Origin of the sequence: Marinobacter sediminum, assembly GCF_016820575.1 — a bacterium.
GTDB lineage: Bacteria > Pseudomonadota > Gammaproteobacteria > Pseudomonadales > Oleiphilaceae > Marinobacter > Marinobacter sediminum.
Genome location: NZ_JAEMQH010000002.1, coordinates 692,251 through 717,887, shown reverse-complemented (window position 1 = coordinate 717,887; position 25,637 = coordinate 692,251). Strand labels below are relative to the sequence as shown.

At 58.4% G+C, this 25,637-nt stretch carries 24 protein-coding genes; 6 read left to right on the top strand and 18 right to left on the bottom strand.

What is annotated here, in order from left to right:
• Positions 1-37: 37 nt before the first annotated feature.
• Genes ruvA through aspS form a run of 4 tightly spaced genes read right to left on the bottom strand, consistent with a single transcriptional unit; the run spans position 38 to position 3,844 of the window.
• Positions 38-667, bottom strand: coding sequence for a Holliday junction branch migration protein RuvA (gene ruvA / locus FGO67_RS10140; protein ID WP_203300584.1), 630 nt, complete (start codon positions 665-667; stop codon positions 38-40).
• Positions 668-697: 30 nt separating this feature from the next.
• Positions 698-1,225 (bottom strand): crossover junction endodeoxyribonuclease RuvC, encoded by a 528-nt coding sequence (ruvC, locus tag FGO67_RS10135; protein WP_203300583.1) that lies wholly within the window; start codon positions 1,223-1,225, stop codon positions 698-700.
• Positions 1,226-1,243: 18 nt separating this feature from the next.
• The gene (locus FGO67_RS10130) at positions 1,244-1,987 is read right to left on the bottom strand and encodes a YebC/PmpR family DNA-binding transcriptional regulator (RefSeq protein WP_203300582.1); all 744 of its coding nucleotides are present in this window, start codon (positions 1,985-1,987) and stop codon (positions 1,244-1,246) included.
• A 57-nt stretch (positions 1,988-2,044) separates the two neighbouring features.
• Positions 2,045-3,844, bottom strand: coding sequence for an aspartate--tRNA ligase (gene aspS, locus FGO67_RS10125; protein WP_203300581.1), 1,800 nt, complete (start codon positions 3,842-3,844; stop codon positions 2,045-2,047).
• Positions 3,845-4,083: 239 nt separating this feature from the next.
• On the opposite strand from aspS, the gene fabR reads away from it, so the two are divergent.
• On the top strand, positions 4,084-4,713 hold the full coding sequence (gene fabR / locus FGO67_RS10120) for an HTH-type transcriptional repressor FabR (RefSeq protein ID WP_203300580.1): 630 nt from the start codon (positions 4,084-4,086) through the stop codon (positions 4,711-4,713).
• Between the two features lie 133 nt (positions 4,714-4,846).
• Here fabR and FGO67_RS10115 read toward each other — a convergent pair whose 3' ends face one another.
• From FGO67_RS10115 to guaB, 6 genes are all read right to left on the bottom strand, one after another.
• A complete protein-coding gene (locus FGO67_RS10115; protein ID WP_203300579.1) occupies positions 4,847-5,278 on the bottom strand; it encodes an HIT domain-containing protein in 432 nt (143 codons plus the stop codon).
• Positions 5,278-6,624 carry a UDP-glucose dehydrogenase family protein gene (locus FGO67_RS10110; protein WP_203300578.1) on the bottom strand — a complete coding sequence of 449 codons (1,347 nt, stop codon included), beginning with the start codon at positions 6,622-6,624 and terminating at the stop codon, positions 5,278-5,280. Before FGO67_RS10110 ends, FGO67_RS10115 begins: the two co-directional genes overlap by 1 nt.
• A gap of 54 nt (positions 6,625-6,678) precedes the next feature.
• Positions 6,679-7,671, bottom strand: a complete 993-nt coding sequence (galE, locus tag FGO67_RS10105; RefSeq protein ID WP_203300577.1) for a UDP-glucose 4-epimerase GalE — start codon at positions 7,669-7,671, stop codon at positions 6,679-6,681.
• 4 nt (positions 7,672-7,675) lie between these two features.
• A complete protein-coding gene (tadA, locus tag FGO67_RS10100) occupies positions 7,676-8,167 on the bottom strand; it encodes a tRNA adenosine(34) deaminase TadA (protein ID WP_238942323.1) in 492 nt (163 codons plus the stop codon).
• Between the two features lie 34 nt (positions 8,168-8,201).
• Positions 8,202-9,779, bottom strand: coding sequence for a glutamine-hydrolyzing GMP synthase (gene guaA, locus FGO67_RS10095; RefSeq protein ID WP_203300575.1), 1,578 nt, complete (start codon positions 9,777-9,779; stop codon positions 8,202-8,204).
• A gap of 64 nt (positions 9,780-9,843) precedes the next feature.
• A complete protein-coding gene (gene guaB, locus FGO67_RS10090) occupies positions 9,844-11,307 on the bottom strand; it encodes an IMP dehydrogenase (RefSeq protein WP_203300574.1) in 1,464 nt (487 codons plus the stop codon).
• A 192-nt stretch (positions 11,308-11,499) separates the two neighbouring features.
• Here guaB and xseA point away from each other — a divergent pair, with 192 nt between their 5' ends.
• The 3 genes from xseA (at position 11,500) to FGO67_RS10075 (ending at position 15,388) form a co-directional block, all read left to right on the top strand.
• Positions 11,500-12,879, top strand: a complete 1,380-nt coding sequence (gene xseA / locus FGO67_RS10085) for an exodeoxyribonuclease VII large subunit (protein ID WP_203300573.1) — start codon at positions 11,500-11,502, stop codon at positions 12,877-12,879.
• A 109-nt stretch (positions 12,880-12,988) separates the two neighbouring features.
• Positions 12,989-14,863 carry a propionyl-CoA synthetase gene (locus tag FGO67_RS10080; protein ID WP_203300572.1) on the top strand — a complete coding sequence of 625 codons (1,875 nt, stop codon included), beginning with the start codon at positions 12,989-12,991 and terminating at the stop codon, positions 14,861-14,863.
• Positions 14,864-15,178: 315 nt separating this feature from the next.
• On the top strand, positions 15,179-15,388 hold the full coding sequence (locus tag FGO67_RS10075; protein WP_008169155.1) for a cold-shock protein: 210 nt from the start codon (positions 15,179-15,181) through the stop codon (positions 15,386-15,388).
• Between the two features lie 96 nt (positions 15,389-15,484).
• On the opposite strand, the gene leuA is transcribed toward FGO67_RS10075, so the two are convergent.
• Positions 15,485-17,179, bottom strand: coding sequence for a 2-isopropylmalate synthase (gene leuA, locus FGO67_RS10070; RefSeq protein ID WP_203300571.1), 1,695 nt, complete (start codon positions 17,177-17,179; stop codon positions 15,485-15,487).
• Positions 17,180-17,325: 146 nt separating this feature from the next.
• Here leuA and FGO67_RS10065 point away from each other — a divergent pair, with 146 nt between their 5' ends.
• Both FGO67_RS10065 and FGO67_RS10060 read left to right on the top strand, forming a co-directional pair.
• Positions 17,326-17,823: an Lrp/AsnC family transcriptional regulator gene (locus FGO67_RS10065; protein ID WP_203300570.1), complete on the top strand. Its 498-nt coding sequence runs from the start codon at positions 17,326-17,328 to the stop codon at positions 17,821-17,823.
• 200 nt (positions 17,824-18,023) lie between these two features.
• Positions 18,024-19,757: a proline--tRNA ligase gene (locus FGO67_RS10060; protein WP_203300569.1), complete on the top strand. Its 1,734-nt coding sequence runs from the start codon at positions 18,024-18,026 to the stop codon at positions 19,755-19,757.
• Between the two features lie 132 nt (positions 19,758-19,889).
• Here the strand turns inward: FGO67_RS10060 and murB are convergent, their stop codons facing one another.
• The 7 genes from murB to FGO67_RS10025 are packed head-to-tail and all read right to left on the bottom strand — an operon-like array spanning position 19,890 to position 25,635.
• The gene (gene murB / locus FGO67_RS10055) at positions 19,890-20,915 is read right to left on the bottom strand and encodes a UDP-N-acetylmuramate dehydrogenase (protein WP_203300568.1); all 1,026 of its coding nucleotides are present in this window, start codon (positions 20,913-20,915) and stop codon (positions 19,890-19,892) included.
• Positions 20,912-21,391 (bottom strand): low molecular weight protein-tyrosine-phosphatase, encoded by a 480-nt coding sequence (locus FGO67_RS10050; protein ID WP_203300567.1) that lies wholly within the window; start codon positions 21,389-21,391, stop codon positions 20,912-20,914. Before FGO67_RS10050 ends, murB begins: the two co-directional genes overlap by 4 nt.
• Entirely contained in the window at positions 21,391-22,176 is a 786-nt protein-coding gene (gene kdsB, locus FGO67_RS10045; RefSeq protein ID WP_203300566.1) for a 3-deoxy-manno-octulosonate cytidylyltransferase, read from the bottom strand. The genes FGO67_RS10050 and kdsB overlap by 1 nt, the downstream gene beginning before the upstream one ends.
• A 26-nt stretch (positions 22,177-22,202) precedes the next feature.
• Positions 22,203-22,391 (bottom strand): Trm112 family protein, encoded by a 189-nt coding sequence (locus tag FGO67_RS10040; RefSeq protein ID WP_041338173.1) that lies wholly within the window; start codon positions 22,389-22,391, stop codon positions 22,203-22,205.
• Between the two features lie 24 nt (positions 22,392-22,415).
• Positions 22,416-23,435, bottom strand: a complete 1,020-nt coding sequence (gene lpxK, locus FGO67_RS10035) for a tetraacyldisaccharide 4'-kinase (protein WP_203300565.1) — start codon at positions 23,433-23,435, stop codon at positions 22,416-22,418.
• Entirely contained in the window at positions 23,432-25,213 is a 1,782-nt protein-coding gene (msbA, locus tag FGO67_RS10030; RefSeq protein WP_203300564.1) for a lipid A export permease/ATP-binding protein MsbA, read from the bottom strand. Before msbA ends, lpxK begins: the two co-directional genes overlap by 4 nt.
• Entirely contained in the window at positions 25,210-25,635 is a 426-nt protein-coding gene (locus FGO67_RS10025; protein WP_203300563.1) for a biopolymer transporter ExbD, read from the bottom strand. The genes msbA and FGO67_RS10025 overlap by 4 nt, the downstream gene beginning before the upstream one ends.
• Positions 25,636-25,637: the final 2 nt, after the last annotated feature.

Sequence of the window (25,637 nt, the reverse complement as noted above, 5' to 3'; positions counted from 1 at the left end):
TTTGGCTCTACATGGGCGACATATTACGGCATCGTCATCAGGCCGGAATCATATTGCGCAGGGCAAGCCTGATCAGCGCCTCGCTGGTCATTCCATCTTCAGCGACCTTGGAAATCGCTTTTGCGGCCTCCTGGGGTTTGTAGCCCAGAGCAATCAATGCGGCCTCGGCCTCGTCCTTCGGGGCGGGCGCTCTCGCCTGCATAGCCCCACGAGGCTCAACAGAGCCTGTCGCTTCTGGCGATGCTGGAACGAACTGCCCCTCAAGTTGCCCTATCCTATCCGCCATTTCAATAAGCAGGCGTTCAGCAGTCTTCTTACCAACACCCGGCAACTTGACCAGTGCATTTACATCCCGGTTCTCAACGCACCGAATAAACTGCTCTGCATCCAGACCCGACAAAATGGCAACTGCGAGCTTTGGCCCCACTCCGTTTACTTTGATCAGCAGACGAAATACATCTCGATCCAGACGCGAAGCGAACCCATACAGATGCTGGGCATCCTCACGGACGGCAAAGTGGGTATGCAGTATGACTTCCTGTCCGGTTTCGGGGAGGTGAAAAAACGAGGTGTAGGGAATGTCGACTTCGTAGCCCAGGCCGGCACTTTCCACCAGCACCTGGCCTGGCGCTTTTTCGATCAGCATTCCTCGGATACGACCAATCAAGGGCTCTCTCCTCTCGCTCCTGGGAGCAGTTTATTGTTGCCGCATTCGGCCACTTCGGGCCTTGCCGCCGGCACCGGCGACGCGCAGTATGCTCTGGCTCATGTGGGCATGGCACAGGGCAATGGCAAGGGCGTCCGCCGCATCTTCCTGGGGTTTGCGCGAGAGTGCCAGAAGGGCCTGAACCATATGCTGCACCTGGGACTTATCGGCACTACCCTTACCCACGACCGCCTGCTTGACCTGGCGGGCAGAGTATTCATGGACAGGCAGGCCGCTGTTGGCCGCACTGACAATGGCAGCTCCACGGGCCTGCCCCAGCTTCAGCGCAGAGTCCGGATTCCTCGCCATGAACACCTGCTCGATGGCAAATTCCTCGGGTCGATACTCACCGATGAGCGTGGCCAGGCTATGGAAGATAGTTTGCAGACGCTGGGCCATGGGCTTTTCGCCCACCCGGATACAGCCGCTGTCGATGTACTCGATGCTGCGACCTTCGGCCCGGATCAGACCAAAACCGGTAATTCTGGATCCCGGATCCACGCCCAGAATGATCGCCAAATCGATACTCCCGTTGGGTTACAGCGAATCCATGATGTCGCCGGAGATATCGGCGTTGTAGTAGACGTTCTGGACGTCGTCCAGATCTTCCAGCATATCGATCAGTTTCAGTATGGTTTCGGCTCCGTCCCGGTCCAGTTCAACACGGGTGGCCGGCACCATGGTCACTTCGGCGTTGTCAGGCTTGAAACCCGAGGCCACCAGGGCGTCCTTAACATCCAGGAACTCCTCGGGCAGAGTGACGATTTCGAACGAACCGTCCTCCTGGGCCTCCAGGTCTTCCGCCCCGGCTTCGAGGGCGGCCTCCAGAAGCGAGTCCTCAGCTACATCAGGGCCGTAGCTGATTATGCCCTGTTTACTGAACAAATAGGCAACCGAACCGTCGGTACCCAGATTACCGCCCATCTTGTTGAAGGCGTGCCTGATTTCGGCAACGGTGCGGTTCTTGTTATCGGTCATCGCCTCTACGAACACCGCGACACCACCAGGACCATAGCCCTCATAGGTGAGCTCTTCGTAGTTGCTGTCATCGCCACCACCAGCGCCCCGCTCTATGGCACGCTCAATGGTGTCTTTCTTCATATTGGCGGTGAGCGCCTTGTCGATAACTGCCCGCAGTCGCGGGTTATCATCGGGGTTGCCACCGCCCTGGCGGGCGGCAACACTCAGCTCTCGGATGATCTTGGTGAAGATTTTGCCACGCTTGGCATCCTGGGCTGCTTTGCGGTGTTTGATGTTGGCCCATTTACTGTGACCAGCCATAAAACCACTCCATCCATCGTCTGGGCGCGCGATCATCCGCGCGCCCGGTCTTCGGATTTACTCGCTCTTTGCCTGCTCAGCGCCCTCGGCGGCCTTGGCAGACTTTCGGCGACGAATGTGCAGCTCTTTCAGCTGCTTATCGTCCACCTCACCGGGTGCCTGGGTCATCAGGCAGGTCGCGCTCTGGGTTTTCGGGAAAGCGATCACGTCGCGAATGGATGACGATCCAGTCATCAGCATGATCAGTCGATCCAGACCAAACGCCAGACCACCGTGCGGCGGGCAACCGTATTTCAGCGCGTCCAGCAGGAAGCCGAATTTCGCACGGGCTTCTTCTTCGCCAATGCCCAGGATGCGGAACACCGCTTCCTGCATCTGCTCGTTGTGGATACGGATGGAACCGCCACCAAGCTCGGTACCGTTCAGCACCATGTCATAGGCCCGGGAAAGCGCAGTGGCAGGATTCGCGGCGAGCTCTTCCACACTGCAGGACGGCGCGGTGAACGGGTGGTGGATGGCGGTCAGGCTGCCGTCCGGGGTTTCCTCGAACATTGGGAAGTCGACAACCCACAACGGTGCCCAATCGCTGGTCAGCAGCTCAAGATCATGACCAACCTTGATCCGCAGCGCACCCAGCGCCTCATTGACCACCGTGGTCTTGTCGGCACCGAAGAACACGATATCGCCATCTTCTGCGCCTACACGCTCCATCATCGCCAGAGCGACGTCGTCGCCCAGGAACTTGATGATCGGCGATTGCAGACCTTCAACGCCCTTGGACAGGTCGTTGACCTTGATGTAGGCCAGGCCCTTGGCACCGTAGATACCAACGAACTTGGTGTACTCGTCGATCTGCTTACGGCTCAGGTCGCCGCCCTTGGGCACGCGCAGGGCCGCCACACGACCCTTCGGGTCCTTGGCCGGACCGGCAAACACCTTGAAGTCGACACTTTCAACCAGGTCCGCAACATCAATCAGTTCCAGCGGAATCCGCAAGTCCGGCTTGTCACTGCCGTAGCGCTGCATGGCTTCGGCGTGCGGCATGCGCGGGAAGCTTGGCAATTCAACGTCCAGCACGTCCTTAAACAGCGAACGAATCATGTCTTCGTTCAGGCCCATCAGGGTTTCTTCGTCGATGAACGAGGCCTCGATGTCCACCTGGGTGAACTCCGGCTGACGATCTGCCCGCAGATCTTCGTCACGGAAGCACTTGGCAATCTGGTAGTAGCGATCAACGCCGGACACCATCAGCAGCTGCTTGAACAGCTGGGGCGACTGCGGCAACGCAAAGAAAGAACCCTCGTGGGTGCGGCTTGGCACCAGGTAGTCACGGGCGCCTTCCGGGGTGGCACGGGTCAGGATCGGCGTTTCCACGTCCATGAAGCCGTTGCCGTCGAGGTAGTTCCGGATGTAGCTGGTTACCCGTGAACGGAACCGCAGACGATTGATCATTTCCGGACGACGCAGGTCGACAAAGCGGTAGCGCAGGCGCACATCCTCACCCACATCAACATGCTCATCCAGCGGGAACGGCGGCGTGGCGGCAGCGTTGAGGATGCTCAGCTCTTTACCCAGCAACTCAACCTGGCCCGTCGGCATGCTGTTATTCTCGGTACCTGCAGGACGACGACGGACCCGGCCGGTCACCTTGATAACAAACTCGCTGCGCACCTTTTCCGCCAGCGCGAAACTCTCGGGCGTGTCTGGATCGACCACAACCTGGGACATACCGTCCCGATCCCGCAGATCGAGGAAGATGACACCCCCATGGTCACGGCGGCGATGTACCCATCCGCAGAGTGTGACTTCCTGATCGATGTGGGATTCGTTGATCCCACCGCAATAATGACTGCGCATACCGGTTCCCGTTATTTCTGATGTGTGCGTAATGTCTGGGCAAGTAAGCGGGCGTGGCTTACCTTGCTGCTTAAATTTGGTCCGCAAAAATATCGTCGGGACCATACTGGAAAAGCCGCCCATTATAAACACAATGTCGCTGAAAATCAGGCGTCATTCGCGGCGTTCTCGGCAGGCGGATGACTCACCGCCGACAGACCGCTAGAATGCACGGTTCACGCAGTAGATGGAGCCCCACCTTGTCGTCCAGAGCCGAGCAGAAACTTCGTACCCGTCGCGCCCTGATGGACGCAGCCCTGGCACAACTGAGTGCCGACCGGGGCTTCGGCAGCCTGAGCCTGCGCGAGGTGGCTCGTGAAGCTGGCATTGCTCCCACCTCCTTCTACCGGCACTTCTCCGAACTGGACGAGCTCGGCCTTGCCCTGGTGGACGAGGGAGGCGTGGCGTTACGACAATTGATGCGCCAGGCCCGCAAGCGCATTGCCCGCGACGGCAGCGCTATTTCCACTTCGGTCGAGACGTTCATGGAATACCTTGGCAACAACGCCAACCTGTTCCGGCTGATGCTGCGCGAGCGCACCGGGGTATCCAAGCCCTTCCGTACCGCCATCAAGGCCGAAATCGACCACTTCGTAACCGAACTGGCTGACGACCTGCGCCGCTTTGCCGACGAACAGGGCAAACCACTGGCGGACGCCCGACTTGTTGCCGAGGCCATGGTTACACTGGTTTTCAATCAGGGCGCGGAGGCGCTGGATGCCAACGCCAAGGAACGGGAAGAGCTTAAATTGAAGCTGAAGACTGAACTGCGGATGATTTTGCTGGGCTCGCAAAGCATTGCCCAAAGAGCGAAGTCACAAAAAAATTAAATCCGTTGGAACCTTTTTGAAAGCGGCTCCGTGGTTGGTAATGGAAGACGATACACCTTCCATTGTTGAGTCGTTACCTTTCCAGGTAGCCTTAAGCCCGCCCTCTTCGGCGGGCTTTTTTTATGCCTGCCTTTTACCGCTGCCTAAGCCGCGCCAGAACCGGCTCAAGTTTCTCCTGAACGACCGCCAGGGCCTCTTGGCTATAGGGCACCGGAGGCTGGACTCCCCAAACCGGTCCCGGCCAGGCCGGGTCGTCCACAAACCGGACAATGTGATGCAGGTGGAGCTGGGGAACCATGTTACCCAGCGCCGCAACGTTCATTTTGTCGCCGGCAAACAACTCCATCATGCCCCGACTCAGCTCCGAGGACTCGTACACCAAGCGCGCTTGCTGCTGGTCCGAGAGCTCATAGATCTCCCGAATGCCAGCCACCGCTGGCACCAGCAACAACCAGGGCCAGGTGCTGTCGTTCATCAGGCGAATCTCACACAACTGGCTGCGCCCGAGACTGACGGTGTCTGACGCCAGGCGTTGGTGGAGCTGAAAGCCCGTATCATCCGCCATCATTGCACCGAACTGAATTGGTTTTGGCCCCGCCCGATGGCGTAGTAGATCAGGCCATAACGATGGAGCATCTCGGGCTCGTAAAGGTTGCGACCATCAAACACCGCTGGCTCTCTGAGCGTCGACGCAATGGCCTCGAAATCCGGCGAACGGAACTCCTTCCACTCTGTGCATATGACCAGGACGTCCGCTCCCTTAAGAGCCTGCTCCTTGGTACCACACAGGGTCAAACCATCGTGGTCGCCGTAGATCCGCTGCGTTTCTTCCATGGCCTCGGGATCAAACGCCTGAACCACGGCCCCGGCCTTCCACAAGTTTTCCATCAGGGTTCGTGATGACGCCTCACGCATGTCGTCGGTGTTGGGCTTGAATGCCAGCCCCCACACGGCGACCACTTTGCCCTTCAATTCACCCCGAAAATAATGGGATACCTTGTCGAACAAAACGTACTTTTGGGCGTAATTGACCGCCTCTACGGCATTTAACAAGCGAGACTCGTAATCGCAGTCACGGGCCGTGCGCGCCAGCGCCTGAACGTCCTTCGGAAAGCAGGAACCGCCGTAGCCGCAACCAGGGTAAATGAAGTGATAGCCAATGCGCGGATCGGACCCGATACCCTGACGTACGGCTTCAATATCGGCCCCCAATCGCTCCGCCAGGTTCGCCACTTCATTCATGAAGCTGATCTTGGTGGCAAGCATGGCGTTGGCGGCGTACTTGGTCAGTTCCGCTGAACGCACGTCCATGAAGATCATGCGATCATGGGAGCGGTTGAACGGGTAATAAACCTCACGCAACATCTCCGAAGCCTTGTCGCTGTCGGTACCGACCACAATCCGATCCGGCTTCATGAAGTCGTTGATGGCCGCCCCTTCCTTCAGGAATTCAGGGTTGGAGACCACATCGAAATCAAGCTCAAGATTGCGGCGGTCCAGCTCAGACCGAACCGCGGCACGCACCTTGTCGGCTGTCCCAACCGGCACCGTGGACTTGTCCACCACCACCTTGTAATCATCCATGTACTGGCCGATGGATCGGGCCACCGCAGTCACGTACTGAAGATCGGCCGAACCGTCCTCGTCGGGCGGCGTGCCAACGGCGATGAACTGGAGTACACCGTGCTTGACCGCTGCTTCGGCATTGGTGGTAAACGACAGGCGCCCGGCGGCAACCGTGTGCTTGACGATGGCCTCAAGGCCCGGCTCAAAAATAGGGATCTGGCCATTTTCCAGCTTTTCAATCTTGGCCTTGTCGACGTCCATGCAGAGCACGTTGTGGCCAACGTCCGCCAGGCAAGCGCCTGTAACCAACCCAACGTAACCGGTTCCGAAAATCGTAATATTCATTCAATCATTCCTGCCATGGTGAGAGGCGCAGTGAGAGGGGGACAAACTCTGCCCTCACACTGTAGAGCTCTTTTTTTTCTGCCAGATGGCTTCCCACGCCAGCGCAGTGCTAACGATGGTATCGAGATTGTCAAAATCTGGGGTCCAGCCCAGCGTCGCCTTGATACGGGCGTTATCGGCCATCAAGGCAGCTGGGTCACCGGCACGGCGACCGACCTGTTCAACTGGAAAATCCACGCCAGACTGCGCCTTGACCACATCAATCACCTCATTAACGGTGAAGCCGCGGCCATATCCGCAGTTAAGAACGCTGGATTCGCCACCCTGCGCCATATAGTCCAGCGCCATCACGTGGGCCTTGGCGAGATCTTCGACATGGATGTAATCACGGACGCAGGTACCGTCGCGGGTGTCGTAATCGGTTCCGAACACACTCATGCCATCGCGCTGACCTGTAACGCATTCGCAGGCCACCTTGATCAGATGAGTGGCCTCAGGGGTCGCCTGCCCTAACTTACCGTCAGGATTGGCGCCCGCCACGTTAAAATAGCGAAGAGTCACGTAGTTGAGATTTGAAGCGGCCGCCAGATCCATGATCATCCGCTCACTCATCATCTTCGAGGCGCCGTAGGGATTGATTGGCGCCAGCGGCAGATCTTCCGTCAGCACGGTCTGCTCAGGCATGCCATAGACGGCCGCGGTGGACGAGAACACCATGTAGGGAACGTCGTGCCGCTCCACCGCCTTGAGCAGATTAAGGGTGTTGCGGGTGTTATTGCTGTAATACTTGAGGGGATTGGCGACCGATTCCGGGACCACAATATGCGCGGCAAAGTGTAGCACTGCATCAAACTCATGCCTGGCAAACACATCGTCGATGGCGGCTTCGTCAGCCAGATCCCCAACCACCAGCTCACCGGCCGTAACCGCCCAGCGGTATCCGGTCGACAGGTTATCGAACACCACAATATCGTGGCCTGCCTGCGCCAACTGACGCACCACATGACTGCCAATATATCCGGCTCCGCCGGTAACCAGTACCTTCATGCTGCTATTCACCTTTCCCTGAAGATTTTTTCCGACTCTGCCGCCGCTCCTCGCGTCGGGCGCTGAAAAATTCGCTGATGATCCAGCTGCATCGCTGCTGCAGAACCCCCGCTACCGCCTCCACATTCCAATTCAGATGCGGCTCTTCCAACGTTCTTCTCGCCGACTCCACCGCACCGGCCTTGGGCTCGGTAGCGCCGTAGACCAAACGGCTAACACGGCTGTGTACAATAGCGCCAACGCACATCGTACAAGGCTCAAGTGTTACGTAAAGAGTAGCGCCGGACAAACGATAGTTGCCAACCCGGGCTGCGGCATCGCGAAGAGCTCGGATCTCGGCGTGGGCGGTGGGGTCACAGCCGGTGATCGGGGCGTTGAATCCAGCCCCGACCTCCCGACCGTCAAGAACAACGATGGCGCCAACGGGCACCTCACCAACCGATGCTGCCTGGGCAGCGAGCTCAAGCGCCCGCGCCATCCAGGCCTCATCGGTCATCTCGGTTCCGGCTGGCACAGGCATTTCTGCCCGCTTATTCCCATTCAATGGTAGCAGGTGGCTTGGACGAGACGTCGTAAGTCACCCGGGAAACCCCGGAGATTTCGTTGATAATGCGGTTGGAGACAGTTTCCAACAAATCATACGGCAGGTGAGCCCAACGCGCGGTCATGAAATCGATGGTTTCTACTGCACGCAAGGCCACGACGTACTCGTAGCGACGGGCATCACCGACAACCCCGACCGACTTGACCGGCAGGAACACGGCGAAAGCCTGGCTGGTCTTGTGGTATAGATCTGCCCGGTGCAATTCTTCCAGGAAGATGGCGTCGGCCCGGCGCAGAATGTCCGCGTATTCCTTTTTCACTTCACCCAGGATACGAACACCGAGGCCTGGCCCCGGGAACGGGTGCCGGTAGACCATATCGTACGGCAGGCCAAGCTCCAAGCCGATGCGACGAACCTCGTCCTTGAACAGCTCGCGAAGGGGCTCAACCAGCTTCAGCTTCATGGTTTCAGGCAGACCACCAACGTTGTGGTGCGACTTGATAACATGGGCCTTGCCAGTTTTGGACGCCGCAGACTCAATCACATCCGGGTAAATGGTGCCCTGGGCCAGCCAGTTCACATCCTTGATGGTGGTCGCCTCTTCATCGAACACGTCGATGAAGGTGTTGCCAATGATCTTTCGTTTCTGCTCGGGATCGTCGACACCCTTGAGCTTGGACAGGAACAGATCTTCGGCATCCACCCGAATCACTTTCACGCCCATGTTGCTGGCAAACATATCCATGACCTGGTCGCCCTCGTGCAGACGCAACAGGCCATTATCCACGAACACACAGGTAAGCTGCTCGCCGATGGCCTTGTGCAGCAGCGCTGCAGTCACCGAGGAGTCGACACCACCGGACAGGCCAAGCAGGACTTTATCGGTACCGACCTGCTCGCGGATCTGGCGCACTGCGTCGTCCACAATCTTCGCCGGCGTCCAGAGCGCCTCACAGCCACAAATATTGTGAACGAAATGCTCCAGAATGCGCTTACCCTGCAGCGTGTGGGTGACTTCCGGGTGGAACTGCACACCGTAAAGGTTCCGTTCGAGGTCCTGCATTGCGGCAATCGGCGCACTCTCGGTGGAGGCCAGCAGCTCGAAGCCTTCCGGCATCGCCACAACCTTGTCACCGTGACTCATCCAAACATCCAGCAGGGAATCGCCGGTGCCGGTCAGATGGTCGGTAATGTCCTGCAGTAGCGGACCGGTGGCCCGAACTTTGACCTGGGCATAGCCAAATTCCCGCTTCTCGGAACTGGCCACCCGGCCGCCAAGCTGCTCTGCCATGGTCTGCATGCCGTAACAGATACCCAGCACCGGAATGCCCCGCTCAAAAAGACCCTCAGGCGCACGCGGCCCACCCAGCTGGGTCACCGACTCCGGACCGCCAGCCAGGATGATGCCCTTGGGATTGAAGTCATCCAGCTCTTCATCGGTAATATCGAACGCTTTGATTTCGCAGTAAACGCCAATTTCCCGCACTCGACGCGCAATCAACTGGGTGTACTGGGAACCGAAATCGAGAATCAGGATGCGGTGGTCGTGAATATTCTGGGCCATGAAGTCCTCGGGTCAGAAAAAGCAACGCGGCTCAAGGGTGAGCCGCGTTTGGATAAGGCAATAATTAACCGATACGGTAGTTGGGCGCTTCTTTGGTGATGGTCACATCGTGTACGTGACTCTCCCGCATACCGGCATTGGTGATGCGCACAAACTCTGGCTTGGTGCGCATCTCTTCCATGGTGGCACTGCCGGTGTAACCCATGGAGGCGCGCAGGCCTCCGACAAGCTGATGCACGATATTGCGCATTGGGCCCTTACAGGCAACACGGCCTTCGATGCCTTCCGGAACCAGCTTCTCAATACCCTTGCTGGCGTCCTGGAAGTACCGGTCGCTAGAACCCTGCCCCATGGCACCGATGGAACCCATGCCGCGATAGGCCTTATAACTACGGCCCTGGAACAACTCGACCTCGCCCGGCGCCTCGTCGGTACCGGCAAGCAGGCTGCCAATCATTACGCTGTGGGCACCGGCCGCGATGGCTTTGGCAATATCACCCGAGAAACGGATGCCACCGTCAGCGATTAGCGGAACACCTCTGTCTTTCAGCGCTGCTGCCACATTGGAAACGGCTGAGATCTGGGGCACACCAATGCCCGCCACGATTCTGGTTGTACAGATGGAACCAGGGCCGATACCCACCTTGACCGCATCCGCACCGGCATCCGCCAAGGCAATCGCGGCCTCGGAAGTGGCAATATTGCCACCTATTACCTGCACTTCCGGGAAGTTCTGCTTGGCCCAGCGAACGCGCTCAAGTACGCCTCTTGAGTGACCATGGGCGGTGTCGATAACAATGACATCCACGCCGGCCTCGGCAAGGGCCGAAATACGGGCTTCGGTATCACCGCCGGTGCTCACCGCGGCGCCAGCACGCAGACGGCCTTGGTCGTCCTTGCACGCCAGCGGATAGTCCTTCGCCTTCTGGATATCCTTCACGGTAATCAGGCCGCGCAGTTCAAAGTTGTCATTAACAACCAACACCTTCTCGATGCGATGACGGTGAAGCAGCTCTTTAACGTCATCGAGGCTGGCACCCTCTTTTACCGTTACCAGCTTATCCTTGGGCGTCATGATGTCCCGAACCGGGGTATCCATACGGCTTTCGAAACGAATGTCGCGACCGGTCACAATTCCGATCAGATCGTTGCCATCAACCACTGGCAGACCGGAAATGCTATTTGCCGTTGTGATATCCACCAATTCCCGCACGGTGGTATCCGGAGAAACGGTGATCGGATCCTTAACCACGCCGCTCTCAAACTTCTTCACCTTGCGGACTGCAGCTGCCTGCTGTTCAACCGTCATATTCTTGTGCATGATGCCAATACCGCCTTCCTGAGCCATGGCAATAGCCAGCTCGGCATCAGTTACTGTGTCCATCGCAGACGACAGCAGCGGGATATTGAGGGTAATCCCCTTGGTCAACTGCGTTTGCAGATTAACTTCGTGAGGTAGAACTTCGGAATATCCGGGGACCAGCAAAACATCATCAAATGTGAGGGCTTCTTCGGCAATTCGCAGCATTGGGATCCGCCTTTTGAACGTGCTAAGTTGGGAGATTACCTGCTGTACTCGCGGCGGCACAGCAAAGCAAAATCCTTAATCGATCCATTATAAAGGGGCGTATCGAGACAGTAAACCGCACCTTTTTTAAGGTACGATTGCATCCTCTTGAATTCTGTCATTTTTTATCCTTCAGATTTTCGGCTATTGCGTATGGAAGACTACCGATCACCCCGGACAACCCCCGCTTTTCAGGACTCCAGGCCGCGAGCCCTGAGCGTCAGCGAGCTAAACCATCAGGCCCGACACCTTCTGGAATCCAGCTTTATGCAGGTCTGGGTGGAGGGGGAAATCTCTGGCCTGTCCCGACCCTCGTCGGGCCACTGGTACTTTTCCCTGAAAGATCGCAAATGCCAGGTTCGCTGCGCGATGTTCCGGGGTTTTAACCAGCGCATTCGTGAAATGCCGAAGGAAGGCGACCAGATCCGGATTCGCGGCAAGGTCACCCTGTACGAGAACCGCGGTGACTTTCAGATCATTGTCGAGCATATGGAACCGGCGGGACTGGGCGAACTTCAGCAGGCCTACGAAGAATTGAAGCGCAAATTGCAGGGCGAGGGCCTGTTCGACGCCGCCAGAAAGAAACCGCTTCCATCCACACCCAGGCACATCGGCGTTGTCACCTCGCCAACCGGCGCCGCCATCCACGATATCCTAACGGTACTGGCCCGCCGCTGCCCCGCCATCCCGGTCACGCTCTACCCGACTGCGGTGCAGGGCAAAGCCGCAACCGGCGACATCGTTCAGGCAATTGAGCGAGCGCAGAGCCACGGTGTGGCCGACGTGCTGATCATTGGCCGGGGCGGCGGCTCCCTGGAAGACCTCTGGTGCTTCAACGAAGAGGTGGTAGCGCGCGCCATTGCCAACTGTCCGATCCCCACGGTCAGTGCGGTCGGCCACGAGGTGGACGTCACCATCGCCGATTTTGTTGCTGACCTGCGGGCGCCAACGCCTTCGGCAGCGGCCGAAAAGATTTCTCCGGACCAGCGGGACTGGCTACGACAGCTCAACGAACGCGAACTCCGGCTGGCAAACGCCGTTCAGCGCGCACTGAAGCGATTCGGCACCGAACTTGAGCATTTGGGTGCGCGACTCCGGGATCCGCGGCGCGAACTGCTCGAAAAAGCCCAGCGGATGGATGACCTGGAACTGCGACTGATGCAGACCATCAGTCAGCGGCTCGAGCGCCTGACTGTGCGCAGTGAAAACCTGGGACAACGGCTGATGACGCAATCACCGGGTCGCCGGCTTGCAGATAGCCAGAGCGCCTTGGCGCGCGTATCAGAAAAACTGAACTCGGCAATCCAGATGCAACTAAAGCAGCGTCAGGATCAATTTGAGCACGTCGCGCAAACACTCAACGTCGTTAGCCCCCTGGCAACCCTGGGGCGTGGTTACGCCATCGTTCGCGATGCCGGCGGCAACATCGTGCGTGACGCCTCAGGCCTTGCCCCCGGCGACCGGATCAACGCCCGAACAGCTCGGGGCGAGATCGCCGCCGACGTCACCAGCGTGGAGATGCCAGCCGAATAACCATCGAAGATCGCGACTAAGCCAATGGTCTACTAGTCCATGATTTCAAACGGCCTAGAGTTGTTACGTCAGTCAATAAAACAACAATAGGCCCAGTGAGGTGGAACGCATGGACTACCACTCAGAGTTTCGCCGGTCGATTCACCGGCGGGAAGACTTCTGGCGCGAGCAGGCGGAACAGATTGAATGGATCCAGCCCCCCGGGACCATCTGGACACCCACCGACAACGGCCATGGCCAGTGGTTCCCTGATGGCGTCCTGAACAGCTCCGATGTCGCCCTGGACGCCAACATCCGGGCCGGACGTGGCGACCAGACCGCGCTCATCTACGATTCCCCGGTCACCAATACCCAGCAAACGTTCTCCTACAACGAACTGACCGACTCCGTGGCCAGGTTTGCCGGCGTGCTCAAGAACCAGGGCATCGAGAAAGGCGACCGGGTGATCATCTACATGCCGATGATTCCCGAGGCGGTGATCGCCATGCTCGGGTGCGCCCGCATCGGAGCGGTTCATTGTGTTGTTTTTGGTGGCTTTGCCGCCCATGAGCTGGCCGTACGGATTGACGACGCGGAACCCAAGGCGTTGATCACCGCCTCCTGCGGCATCGAAATAAATCGGGTGATCGAGTACAAACCCCTGGTTGACAAGGCGATTAAGCAGGCGACTCACAAGCCTGAACACTGCATCGTTTACCAGCGACCTGAAGCAAAAGCGCAGTTACAGTCCGGACGGGACTGGGACTGGAATCAGCTCATGGCCAAGGCTCAACCAGAGCAGCCGGTGCCAGTGAAATCCACCGATCCGCTGTACATCCTTTACACCTCAGGCACCACCGGTAAACCGAAAGGCGTGGTCAGGGATAACGGCGGCCACGCTGTCGCCCTGAACTACAGCATGAAGCTGGTTTACGATGCTAACCCGGGCGACGTTTACTGGGCTGCTTCGGATGTAGGCTGGGTGGTGGGCCACAGCTACATTGTCTACGGCCCCCTGTTCGCAGGCTGCACCACCGTTCTTTACGAAGGCAAACCGGTAAAAACCCCGGATGCCGGTGCGTTCTGGCGGGTGGTTCAAGAGCATCAAGTGAACCTGCTGTTCACCGCACCGACCGCGTTCCGGGCCGTGCGAAAGGAAGACCCAGAGGCCGACCAGCTGGACCATTACGATATCGGCTCATTGAAACGCATCTTCCTGGCGGGCGAACGGCTGGACCCACCCACCTATGACTGGCTCCGTGAACACACCAACCTGCCCATTCTTGATCACTGGTGGCAAACCGAAACCGGCTGGGCAATCTGCTGCAACCCAGTGGGCATCGAAATGATGCTCACCAAACCGGGCTCGGCCACCGTACCCTCACCAGGCTTCGATGTGCAGGTTGTCGACCCGAACGGCAACCAAATGCCCGCGGGCGAACAGGGCCAGATAGCGGTCAAACTACCCCTACCGCCAGGCTGCCTGCTGACCGTCTGGGGTGACGACGAGCGGTTCCACAAGAGTTACCTGGCGCCTATTCCCGGCTTTTACAGCTCCGGCGACGGAGGCTTTGTTGACGAAGACGGCTATGTCTTTGTCATGGGCCGCACCGATGATGTCATCAACGTCGCAGGCCACCGGCTCTCCACCGGCGAAATGGAAGAAGTGGTTGCCTCGCATCCTGCTATTGCCGAATGTTGCGTCGTTGGCGCCCATGACGACATGAGAGGCCAGGTACCAGTGGGGCTGGTGTTGATCAAAGACGGTGCAACCATTGGGCACGACGAGCTTGAGGACGAGCTGATCGAGATGGTTCGGGACAAGATCGGTGCCATTGCCTGCTTCCGCCGGGCCATGGTGGTCGACCGGCTGCCCAAGACCCGGTCTGGCAAGATACTGCGCCGAGTCATCCGACAGATTGCCGACGGCGAGGAGTATACGGTACCAAGCACCATTGATGACCCCGCCATTCTGGACGAGATCAGCACCCAGTTCCGACGCTGACCCTGCGCCAGAAAAAAGACCTCCGGGCCTTACTCAAAGGCCCGAATTTTGCCCATGCCCGCTCTGGCCAACCAACTGTTTTTGAACCAGTAAAGACCCTCAAAACGGGGTTAAAAAAAGCGTTGACGCCCCCCAAACTCGGTCTATACTGAAATTGCTGTGAAAATACAGCGGTATTTGGTGAATGCGCTATAACGTCCTGCCCACGTGCTCTTCGTTGCTCCTTCCTCAGTACTCTCTGGATTTCTCAGCGTCGATTCCAAACGGAATATGAAGGTCCCGTGAGGGCAAATTACAGAAAGACAGGAAAGATCAATGTCCGATACAAAAACTGGCCACGTGAAGTGGTTCAACGAGTCCAAAGGCTTTGGCTTTATCGCTCAGGATGGCGGCAGTGACGTGTTTGTTCACTACAGTGCAATCAACGCAAGCGGTTTCCGCACCCTGACCGAAGGCCAGCAGGTGCAGTTCACCGTTACTCAGGGCCCGAAAGGTCCCCAGGCGGAAAACGTAACCCCGGTTTAAGGTTACTGCTTCCGCCCTCTGCCCCTCACGGGCAAAGGGAAATTATTAAGCCGGCATCCTGTGCCGGCTTAATGCGTTCTGGCATGGTCGTTTCGCTCAGACCTCAGCCGCCTGCCGGTCCGACTGCTGTACCACTCCGGACGAGCCAACCACCTGGGCAACGGCAGAAAACAGCGCCTGCAAAGTCGCCGAGGTCGTGTCCTCCGCCAGGGCGGCGGCGCTGCAATGGGTCTCGTTGACCATCAGACGGATACAGGCCAGGGCATTGGCATTAGTACCTTCTCCCAGGGCAAATTCGTCATAGGCCTCAACGGCAATGGCGATCCCAAAACGTTGCTCCAGAGCGTCTGAGACAGCCTCAACCGCGCCCAGTCCGCGGCCTTGGAGAGTTACTGGTTGCCCTTCAGCACCCACGATCACATCGGCACGGACACCATTGGCATCGCGGTGCAGGTCATAGCCGCGCAGCTCCCAGTCTTTGTGTACCTTGAGATAGCGCTCTTCAAACAAGCGGTGGATGGTCAGTGAATCGATTTCACCACCGTTGGTTTCCGCCTCCCGCTGGACTGTCTTGCTGAACTCAATCTGCAGCCAGCGCGGCAGGCTGATGTTGTAGTCCCGCTCAAGCACGTAGGCTATACCGCCCTTACCCGACTGACTGTTGATGCGCACGACTTCCTCGTAGCGGCGACCGACATCGAAAGGATCAATGGGCAGATAGGCAACATTCCAGACCTCACCTTCGCTGCGCCGGGCCAGGCACTTGCGAATCGCATCCTGGTGGCTGCCTGAAAACGCGGTAAACACCAGCTCCCCGGCGTATGGATGACGGGGATGGGTGGAAATTTCGGTGCAGGCTTCAACCACCTCGGTGATTTCCGCCATCCCGGACAGATCCAGTGTTGGGTCAACGCCCTGGGAATAGAGATTCATAGCCATGGTGACCAGATCCATATTGCCTGTCCGCTCTCCATTGCCCATCAAGGTACCTTCAACCCGGTCAGCACCGGCCATCACCGCCAGTTCGGCGGCAGCCACCCCACAGCCCCGGTCGTTATGGGTGTGAACGCTGATGCTCAGATGTTCGCGGCGCTGGATGTTGTCGCAGATCCACTCGATCTGATCTGCAAACACATTCGGCGTGGCCATTTCCACGGTCGCCGGCAGGTTGATAATGACCGGCTGGCCCTGATCCGGGCGCCAGACCTCGGTCACGGCGTCCACCACTTCGGCAGCAAAATCCAGCTCGGTGCCGGTGAAGCTCTCTGGCGAATACTGGAAGGTCCATTCAGTTTCCGGCGCCTTGGCTGCCAAATCCCTCACGTGGGTCGCACCCTTTACCGCGATCTCGCGAATGCCGGCCCGGTCCAGCCCAAACACCTGCTCCCGCTGCACCGTGGAGGTGGAGTTGTAGACATGGACAATCGCCTGTTTGGCGCCTTTAAGGGCTTCGTAGGTACGCTCAATCAACTCAGGACGAGCCTGGGTCAGCACCTGAATCTTGACGTCGTCGGGAATCCGGCCTTCATCGATCAGTTTCCGGCAAAAATCGAAATCCGGCTGACTGGCTGACGGGAAACCGATTTCAATCTCTTTGAAGCCCAGTTTCACCAGCAGATCGAACAGCCTCTGCTTTTGCGCAACGGTCATCGGTTTGACCAGCGCCTGATTACCGTCCCGAAGATCGACAGCACACCAGGTGGGTGCCTTTTCGATAACTTGGTCAGGCCAACGTCGATCAGTCTTCCTGACGGGCTTGAACGCAGCATATTTACGATAATCAAAAGCCATTTCAATCAATCCTTGCGGTTGCCGGTGAAACATCATGCCGTGCCCGACAGTGTAACGCCGATCTCCGGGCACGTGATTGCTAATTACGCTCAATATGGCTATTTTTGGACATATTCAACTATTAAAACTAAAAAACGGGCAATACTATGCCAGAAATAAACAAAACGCTTGTCAAAATCGATAACACCGACCGGAAAATCCTTGAACAGGTCCAGAAGAACGGCGCACTGACCAATCAAGAACTGGCCGACAAAGTGGGCCTTTCCCCTTCACCCTGCCTGCGCCGGGTTCGCGCGCTGGAAGAGGCCGGGGTCATTGTCCGGACCGTCACCATCCTGGATCACAAGAAACTGGGACTGTCGCTCACCGCCATTATTCTGATCGGCATGGACCGGCACACGCCGGAGCGTTTTGCGGCCTTCGAAGAACAGGTGTCGGCCTACCCGGAAGTGCAGGAGTGCTACCTGATCACCGGGCAGGATGCGGATTACATGCTCAAGGTGGTGGTGCCGGACATGGATCACTACCACCATTTCCTGCTCAACCGGATTACTCGCATTCAAGGAGTCAGCGGCGTGCATTCCAGTTTCGTTCTCAGGCGTGTGCTCGACTCCACCGCCCTACCCTTGGGCTACCTGTCCTGACCCGGATGCGAGCCACACCGCATCCACCAATTACTATGAAACAACATCATCGGTTTCATCAGTGACCACCTGTACCTTGAGACAGAGGCTCCGTACAATAACCGGCACTTAACACGCGACAACTTCTTCTCGGGCAATCGATGGCCAAGCATGGCCTCGAGCCCCTGATAACCCCTGATTGGAACCAAACGGAAGACACGATGCGAGCAAGCCGTTACCTGATTGCAACCCAGAAAGAGACACCGGCAGACGCCGAGATCATCAGCCATCAGCTCATGCTCCGCGCCGGCATGATCCGAAAGCTTGCAGCCGGCCTGTACACCTGGCTGCCCATGGGCCTGCGAACCCTGCGCAAGGTTGAGCGGATTGTTCGCGAGGAAATGGACAAGAGTGGTGGCCAGGAAGTCCTGATGCCGGCCGTGCAGCCGTCAGAACTTTGGCAGGAGTCCGGCCGCTGGACCCAATACGGCGGTGAGCTGCTGAGAATGCAGGATCGGCATGGGCGCGACTTCTGCTTCGGCCCAACCCATGAGGAGGTCATTACCGACCTGATTCGCAATGAGCTGAAAAGCTACAAGGAACTGCCGGCAAACTTCTACCAGATTCAGACCAAGTTCCGGGATGAACGCCGGCCACGATTCGGTGTGATGCGCGCTCGCGAGTTCGTCATGAAGGACGCCTATTCCTTCCACCTGAATGCCGAGTCACTGGATGAAACCTACCAGGAAATGCATCAGGCTTATTGCGCAATCTTCGATCGCCTGGGTCTCGACTATCGCCCGGTTCAAGCCGATTCCGGCGCCATCGGCGGCAGCGCCTCGCACGAATTCCACGTGCTGGCCTCCTCGGGTGAGGACGCCATCGTGTTCAGCTCCGACAGCAACTATGCCGCCAACATTGAAAAGGCGGAAGCGGTAGCCCCAGCCGGAGAGCGCGCCGCGCCCAGCGAAGACCTGAAGGAAGTCGCGACCCCGGGACAACGCGCCATCAATGCCATCGCCGAATTCCTGAATATCGACGCGACTCGCACGGTCAAAACCTTGCTGGTTAAATCCGAGCCGGATGAAGACGGCAACAGCGGCCTTGTTGCCCTGATTCTGCGCGGCGACCACACCCTGAACGAGATCAAGGCGGAGAACCTGGCGGGTATCGCAGAACCGCTGACCATGGCAACCGATGAGGAAATCGAAGCGGCTATCGGCTGCAAGCCCGGCTCCATCGGCCCAGTAAACCTTTCAGTGCCAGTGATCGCGGACCGCAGCGCCGCCCACCTTGCCGACTTTGTTTGTGGCGCCAATAAGGATGATTTCCACCTGACCGGGGTGAACTGGGAGCGGGACGTACCGCTGGACCGTGTTGAGGACCTTCGCGACGTGGTTGAAGGTGACCCGAGCCCAGATGGCAAGGGCCACCTGGAAATCCGCCGGGGCATCGAAGTGGGCCACATCTTCAAGCTTGGCAACAAGTACAGCAGCGCCATGAACGCCACGGTGCTGGATGAAAATGGCAAGAGTGCGGTACTCGAAATGGGCTGCTACGGCATCGGCGTTTCCCGCATCGTCGCCGCCTCGATCGAGCAGAATCATGATGACAAAGGCATCATCTGGCCAGACGCCATTGCCCCGTTCCAGGTTGCCATCGTTACCCTGAACGCCCACAAGTCCGAGACAGTCGCGGAAGCAGGCGACAAGCTGTACGAACAGCTGCGCCAGGCGGGCTATGACGTCTTGCTGGATGACCGCAATGAGCGCCCGGGCGTGAAGTTTGCTGACATGGAGCTGATCGGCATTCCACACCGGTTCGTGGTTTCCGATCGCGGCTTGGCCGCTGGCACACTGGAATACAAGGGCCGTCGGGACGCCGAAAAGCAGGACCTTCCGATCGAGGAAGCCCTGCCTTTCCTGATCAATGCGTCTCCGCGTAAAGGCCTCTGAGTCCGATAGTCTCAAAAGGCAGAAGGGCAGACCGCAACGGTCTGCCCTTCTGTTTTCGTCTTGCCAACTATGCGCTTCCCTACCTGTCTTATCGCTCGCAGCACCCACGACACGCTCATTACAGTAGGCAGATTAGCTGACGATCCCGGGCTCCATCTCCAGTTCCACCCCGAACTTATCCTGCACCGATGCCCGTATCTTGGCGGCCAGCTCCAGGATATCCCGTCCGGTACCGCCAGAATGATTGATCAGCACAAGCGCCTGACGGTTGTGAACACCGACATTTTCGTTTCGGAACCCCTTCCAACCGCACTGGTCAATGAGCCAAGCCGCAGCAAGTTTGACGCTGGAGCTCTGGGCATAACCGACAATATCGGGATAGCGTGCCAGCAAGCTCTCATAGTCAGCGGACGGTACCACCGGGTTCTTGAAGAAGCTGCCGGCATTGGGGATCATTTCCGGGTCGGGAAGCTTGCGGCGGCGGATTGCCATCACCGCAGTGGCAACATCCTTAACCGTCAATTCCGAGGGTGAAGTGTCAGCCAGGTACTCCTCCAGATCCCGGTAGCCTAACTGCAAGGGCTTGCTGCGTGACAGCCTGAGCCGGATCTCGGTAATGACGTAACGCCCCGGAGTGCGCTTGAACAGGCTGTCCCGGTAGGCAAATTCACAGTCTTCACGCTCCAGGGTAATGACCTTGCCAGCTTCACGATCCAGCGCCGTAACAGACACCAGCGTGTCACACAGCTCCACCCCGTAGGCACCAATATTCTGTACCGGCGCCGCGCCCGCCGTGCCGGGAATCAGGGCCAGATTTTCGATTCCACGGTAACCGGCACCCGCAGCGTAAAGAACGGCCTCGTGCCAGTTTTCGCCAGCGCCCAGTACCATCGTGGCCTCCTGACCCGAAGCCTGCTCCCAGTGCCGACCGCGCATGCCCATACGCACCACCAGCCCGTCGAAATCGCCGGCAAACACCAGGTTGCTGCCACCACCCAGAATCAGGGTACGGAGTTCCTGGCGCTCGGCCCAGGCCAAGGCCTCGGCAAGCTCCTCGGCATCCCGGACGTCAAGGTAGTAACGGGCAATGGCAGCTACCCGCAGGGTGTTGAGCTCAGCCAGCTCTACATACTCAAGGGGTTGCGTGTTCAGGCTCAAGCCAGACGCTCCCGGATATCGGCTAGCAGGCCTTCGCCTGCCTCGTGGATCAGGTCCAGCACGAACTCAAAGCCGTCCGGGCCACCGTAGTAAGGATCGGGGACTTCCTGGTGCCGGGACCGTCCGTAGCCGAGGAACAGCTCCGGCCGGGTGCCGCCACTCTGGCGCCAGATGTCGGTGACATCAGCCAGATTCTGCTGGTCCATCACCAGCACATAATCAAAGCCATCGAGATCCTCGGCAACGAATTGCCGGGCTCTCAGGGTACTGATGTCAATGCCGCGCTTGCGGGCTGCCTGTGTCGCCCTGGAATCGGGCGCCTTGCCAATGTGCCAGTGGCCTGTGCCGCAGGAATCGATCTTGATAGAGTCTTCAAGACCCGATTTCTCCACCAGTGACCGAAACACGCCTTCGGCACTGGGCGAGCGACAGATGTTGCCCAGGCAGACAAACAGCACACTCACTTGCTTCGACATTACGCGCTCCTCGTCGCCAGCCATCCCCGGATGCGTTCCAGATCGGATTCGGTATCAACGCCGGCGGGTGGTTTTTCAGCGGCTACGTCCACGTGGATACGGGCACCGTTGTACAAAGCCCGCAGCTGCTCCAGAGACTCCGCCTTTTCGGTGGGTGCCGGCGCCCAGTTCACGAACTGCTCCAGGACATGTGCCCGGTAGCCGTAAATGCCAATATGACGAAAATAATCGACACCGGCGGGCATGGGTACGTCGTCGCCACTCAGTGGGCTACCGTCCATCCAGGCATCCCGGGGCCACGGAATCGGCGCCCGGCTGAAATAATGGGCCATGCCCTGGTGGTCGAACACCACTTTCACGGCATTAGGGTTAATCAACTGATCAACGTCGTGGATTCGCTCGCACAGGGTGGCGATGGCGGCATCGGGATAGAATTCCAGATTGTCCGCCACCTGATTGATCAACACCGATGGAATCAGGGGCTCATCACCCTGCACGTTGACCACCCGGTGATCGCCGTCCAGCTCGAGCTTTCGCGCCACTTCTGCCAGCCGATCAGTGCCGCTGGCATGGTCCGGCGATGTCATCACAACATCGGCGCCAAAGCGCTCGCAGGCTTCGCGAATACGGTCATCGTCGGTGGCCACCACCACCCGATCAGCACGGCTCGCCAACGCCCGTTCATAAACATGTTGAATCATTGGCTTGCCCACGATGTCCGCCAGCGGCTTGCCAGGCAAACGGCTGGAGGCATAACGAGCTGGGATAACCACAGAGAAAGACATGAGCACAAGTATCCTGAATCAGTGACTTAGCGTTTGTCGAGGCGCTCGTCGGTAGTGAGCGTACGAGCTTCACTGGATAGCATGACCGGTATCCCCTCGCGAACGGGGAACGCCATGGCGTCCTGATAGCAGACCAACTCGGTTCGAGCCTCGTTGAGTTTCAGATCGCCCTTGCAGACCGGGCACGCCAGCATTGCCAGCAGCTTTTTATCCATGATGTCTCACCCAGGGTTAAGAGATTAGCTGTTCGGAACTCTGCCGATGCGGGAGATCACCGAACGTGAAAATTCATCCGACAAACTGGCCTGTACGGAAAAAACCCAGGCGTTGTCTGGAGCAAATGAACGGCACTTCACTGCATCCTTGGCCGTCATCACCACCCACTGGCCCGCATCCGCAGTCAGATCACTGGCCTTGAAGCTGTGATGATCCGGAAAAGGTGCCTCGGTGACCGTGGCGCCCAAGTTCCTTAGTGTATCGAAAAACCGTCCAGGATTGCCGATTCCGGCAACCGCTCTTACGGTCTGCCCCTGCAAATCGGTAATTGGCCGCGCCTGTCCGGTTTTCAGGTTAACCAGCGTCGATGGCTCAAGCGCCATGGTGTGGATTTCCGGATGCTCGATATCGTTGAAGGCGTCGAGATGCTGGCCGGCCTCAAACTCGCCACCATTCACCACGACAAAGTCCACAGAAGACAGGCGCGAAACGGGCTCACGTAATGGCCCGACAGGAATTACGGCACCATTGCCAGCACCGCGGGCACCGTCGAAAACCGCCAGCTCGACATCTCTCGGTAAGGCGTAGTGCTGCAGGCCATCGTCGCAAACGAGAATGTCACCCAGCTCCTGATCCAACGCCCACAGCGCGCCGCGGCGGCGAATGGGGTCGACCACCACGGGAACACCGGTTGCTTGCGCCAGCATCACCGGCTCATCGCCCATTGCGGAGGGGTTGCTGTCGGCACTGACCAGTGCCGGATACTGCGGGGACTTGCCACCGTAGCCGCGACTGATGATCACCGGGCGCCAACCCGCCGACCGGAGCTCGGCGACCAGCCAAGCAGTGAGAGGGGACTTTCCGGTACCGCCAGCGGTGATATTGCCCACCACCACCACCGGCACGGGTAACGCCTCATTCCTCGCCTCCCACGCCTTTCGGCGTCGGGAGGCGGCGACCGCCTGGAACAGCCAGCTCAGCGGAGCCAGAGGCCACAACGGCCGGGATTTTCCATACCAGAGCCGGTCAATCAGCGAGCTCATACCGATTCGCTGAATTGCATCTGATGCAGCTGGGCGTAGGCGCCACCGGTCTTCAGCAGCTCGTCGTGCCGCCCGGATTCAACAATTCGGCCATTGTCCATCACCAGGATTCGGTCGGCTTTCTCAATGGTGGACAGACGGTGCGCGATGACCAGCGTGGTTCGGCCTTTCATGACCATTTCCAACGCTTCCTGAATGTGACGCTCAGACTCGGTATCCAGCGCCGAGGTGGCCTCATCAAGGATCAAAACCGGCGCGTTCTTGAGCAGTGCGCGGGCAATGGCCAATCGCTGGCGCTGACCGCCCGAGAGCATCACCCCGTTGTCACCAATCATGGTATCCAGCCCCTCGGGCATCCGGTCGATAAACTCAAGGGCATGGGCCTTGGCCGCTGCCTCCCGGATTTCCTCACGACTGCAATCCCGCAAGGCGCCGTAGGCGATGTTGGCGGCAATGGTGTCGTTGAACAGCACAACGTTCTGGGTTACCAGGGCGATCTGCGAGCGCAGGGCTTTCAGGGAGTAATCTCGCAACGAGTGGTCGTCGATCAGGATATCGCCACCGGTGTACTCGTAGAAGCGTGGCAACAGGCTGACCAGGGTGGACTTGCCGCTGCCGGAGCGGCCAACCAGGGCGACACTTTGACCGGCTGGAATGTCGAGCGTGATGCCCTCAAGCACATTGTCGAGCTGATCCCGGTACCGGAACGATACGTCCTCGAACCGGATGTTGCCGTCCACTCGTGACGGAGCGTAGGTGCCTGGATCCTGTTCGGGCTGCTCGTCCATGGTTTCGAACACATCGTAGGCGGCGGCCAGGCCTTTCTGGATCTTGGCGTGCACCGAAGTCACCTGACGGATCGGTTTCGCCATGGTGGTCGCGGCGGTAATAAAGGCGACCAGCTGGCCTGTGGTCATGCCACCCCGAATCTCCGGCGCCAACATGGTCCACACCAGTGCTGCGATAGCGATGGCCACCAACACCTGAATGACTGGCACACTGATGGCCTGGGTCGAGGCCATCTTCAGACTCTGCGCGAGGTTACGGTCGTTGACCTCACGGAATCGCTTTTGCTCGTAGTCTTCGCCGCCAAACGTGCGCACCACACGATAACCGGCAATGGACTCGGAGGCCACATGAGTAATGTCGCCCATGGAGCCCTGGATGCGCTTGCTGATTCGGCGGAAACGCTTGCTGGCGTAACTCACCACGGCACCGATGACCGGGCCAACCGCGAGGAAGATCAGCGTGAGTACCCAGTTGGTGTAGAGCATGAAAGACAGCAGGCCAATAATGGTCAGCCCTTCCCGGAGCGTGATGGTCACGGCATCGGTCGTCGCTGCCGCGACCTGCTCCACATTGAAGGTCAGCTTGGACACCAGTCGGCCGGCCGCGTTGTCATCAAAATAACGGGATGGAAGAGAAAGCAGACGATCGAATACATCATTGCGCAGGGCATTTATAACGTGTCGGCCGACGTAGCCGATAAAGTACTGACTCAAAAATGTACCCACCCCTCGGAACGCAAATACGCCGACAATAAGGAGGGTGAGAAGAATCCGATTGCCGTCAGTCGGGTTTTCGATCGCGGCAATTACATACTCCATGGCAGCCGCCATACCGGTGGATGCCGCCGCATAAATGATGTTACCTAACACGGCAAGGGAAAACGCCAACCAAAACGGTTTTACGTAGGCCAGCAGCCGCTTGTAGGTTTCCCAGCTGCCGGAAGGTTGGACGGCAGGCCCCTGGACCGGGAGCGGGTCTGGACTGCTCATTCTGTTTCCGTCTCCCGCTCGGTGGTGATGCTCAGTTTGGCAAAGCCGAGACGACCGGCGACGTCCATGGCACGAACCACAAACTCATGGGGGGTGCGGGCATCGGCGGTAATAATGAACGGCAGGGATTTATCACCCTCCGCCAGCTCTTTCACACCCCTTTCCAGGGTCTCGCGGCGGTTGTTGACCAGGGCCTGGTCATTTAGCAGGTATTGGCCCTCGGCGTTGATCACCACATCAATCTGGCGAACCTCTGAAGGCGATGCCGGCTCCCCGCTAGCCTCAGGCAGTTCCACCTGGAGATGGCTCTCTCGGGTAAAGGTGGTTGAGACCATAAAGAAAATCAGCAGCAGGAACACCACATCGATCAGTGGTGTCAGGTCGACCGCGACTTCCTGACTTCTCTGGCGCTTGAACTTCACGG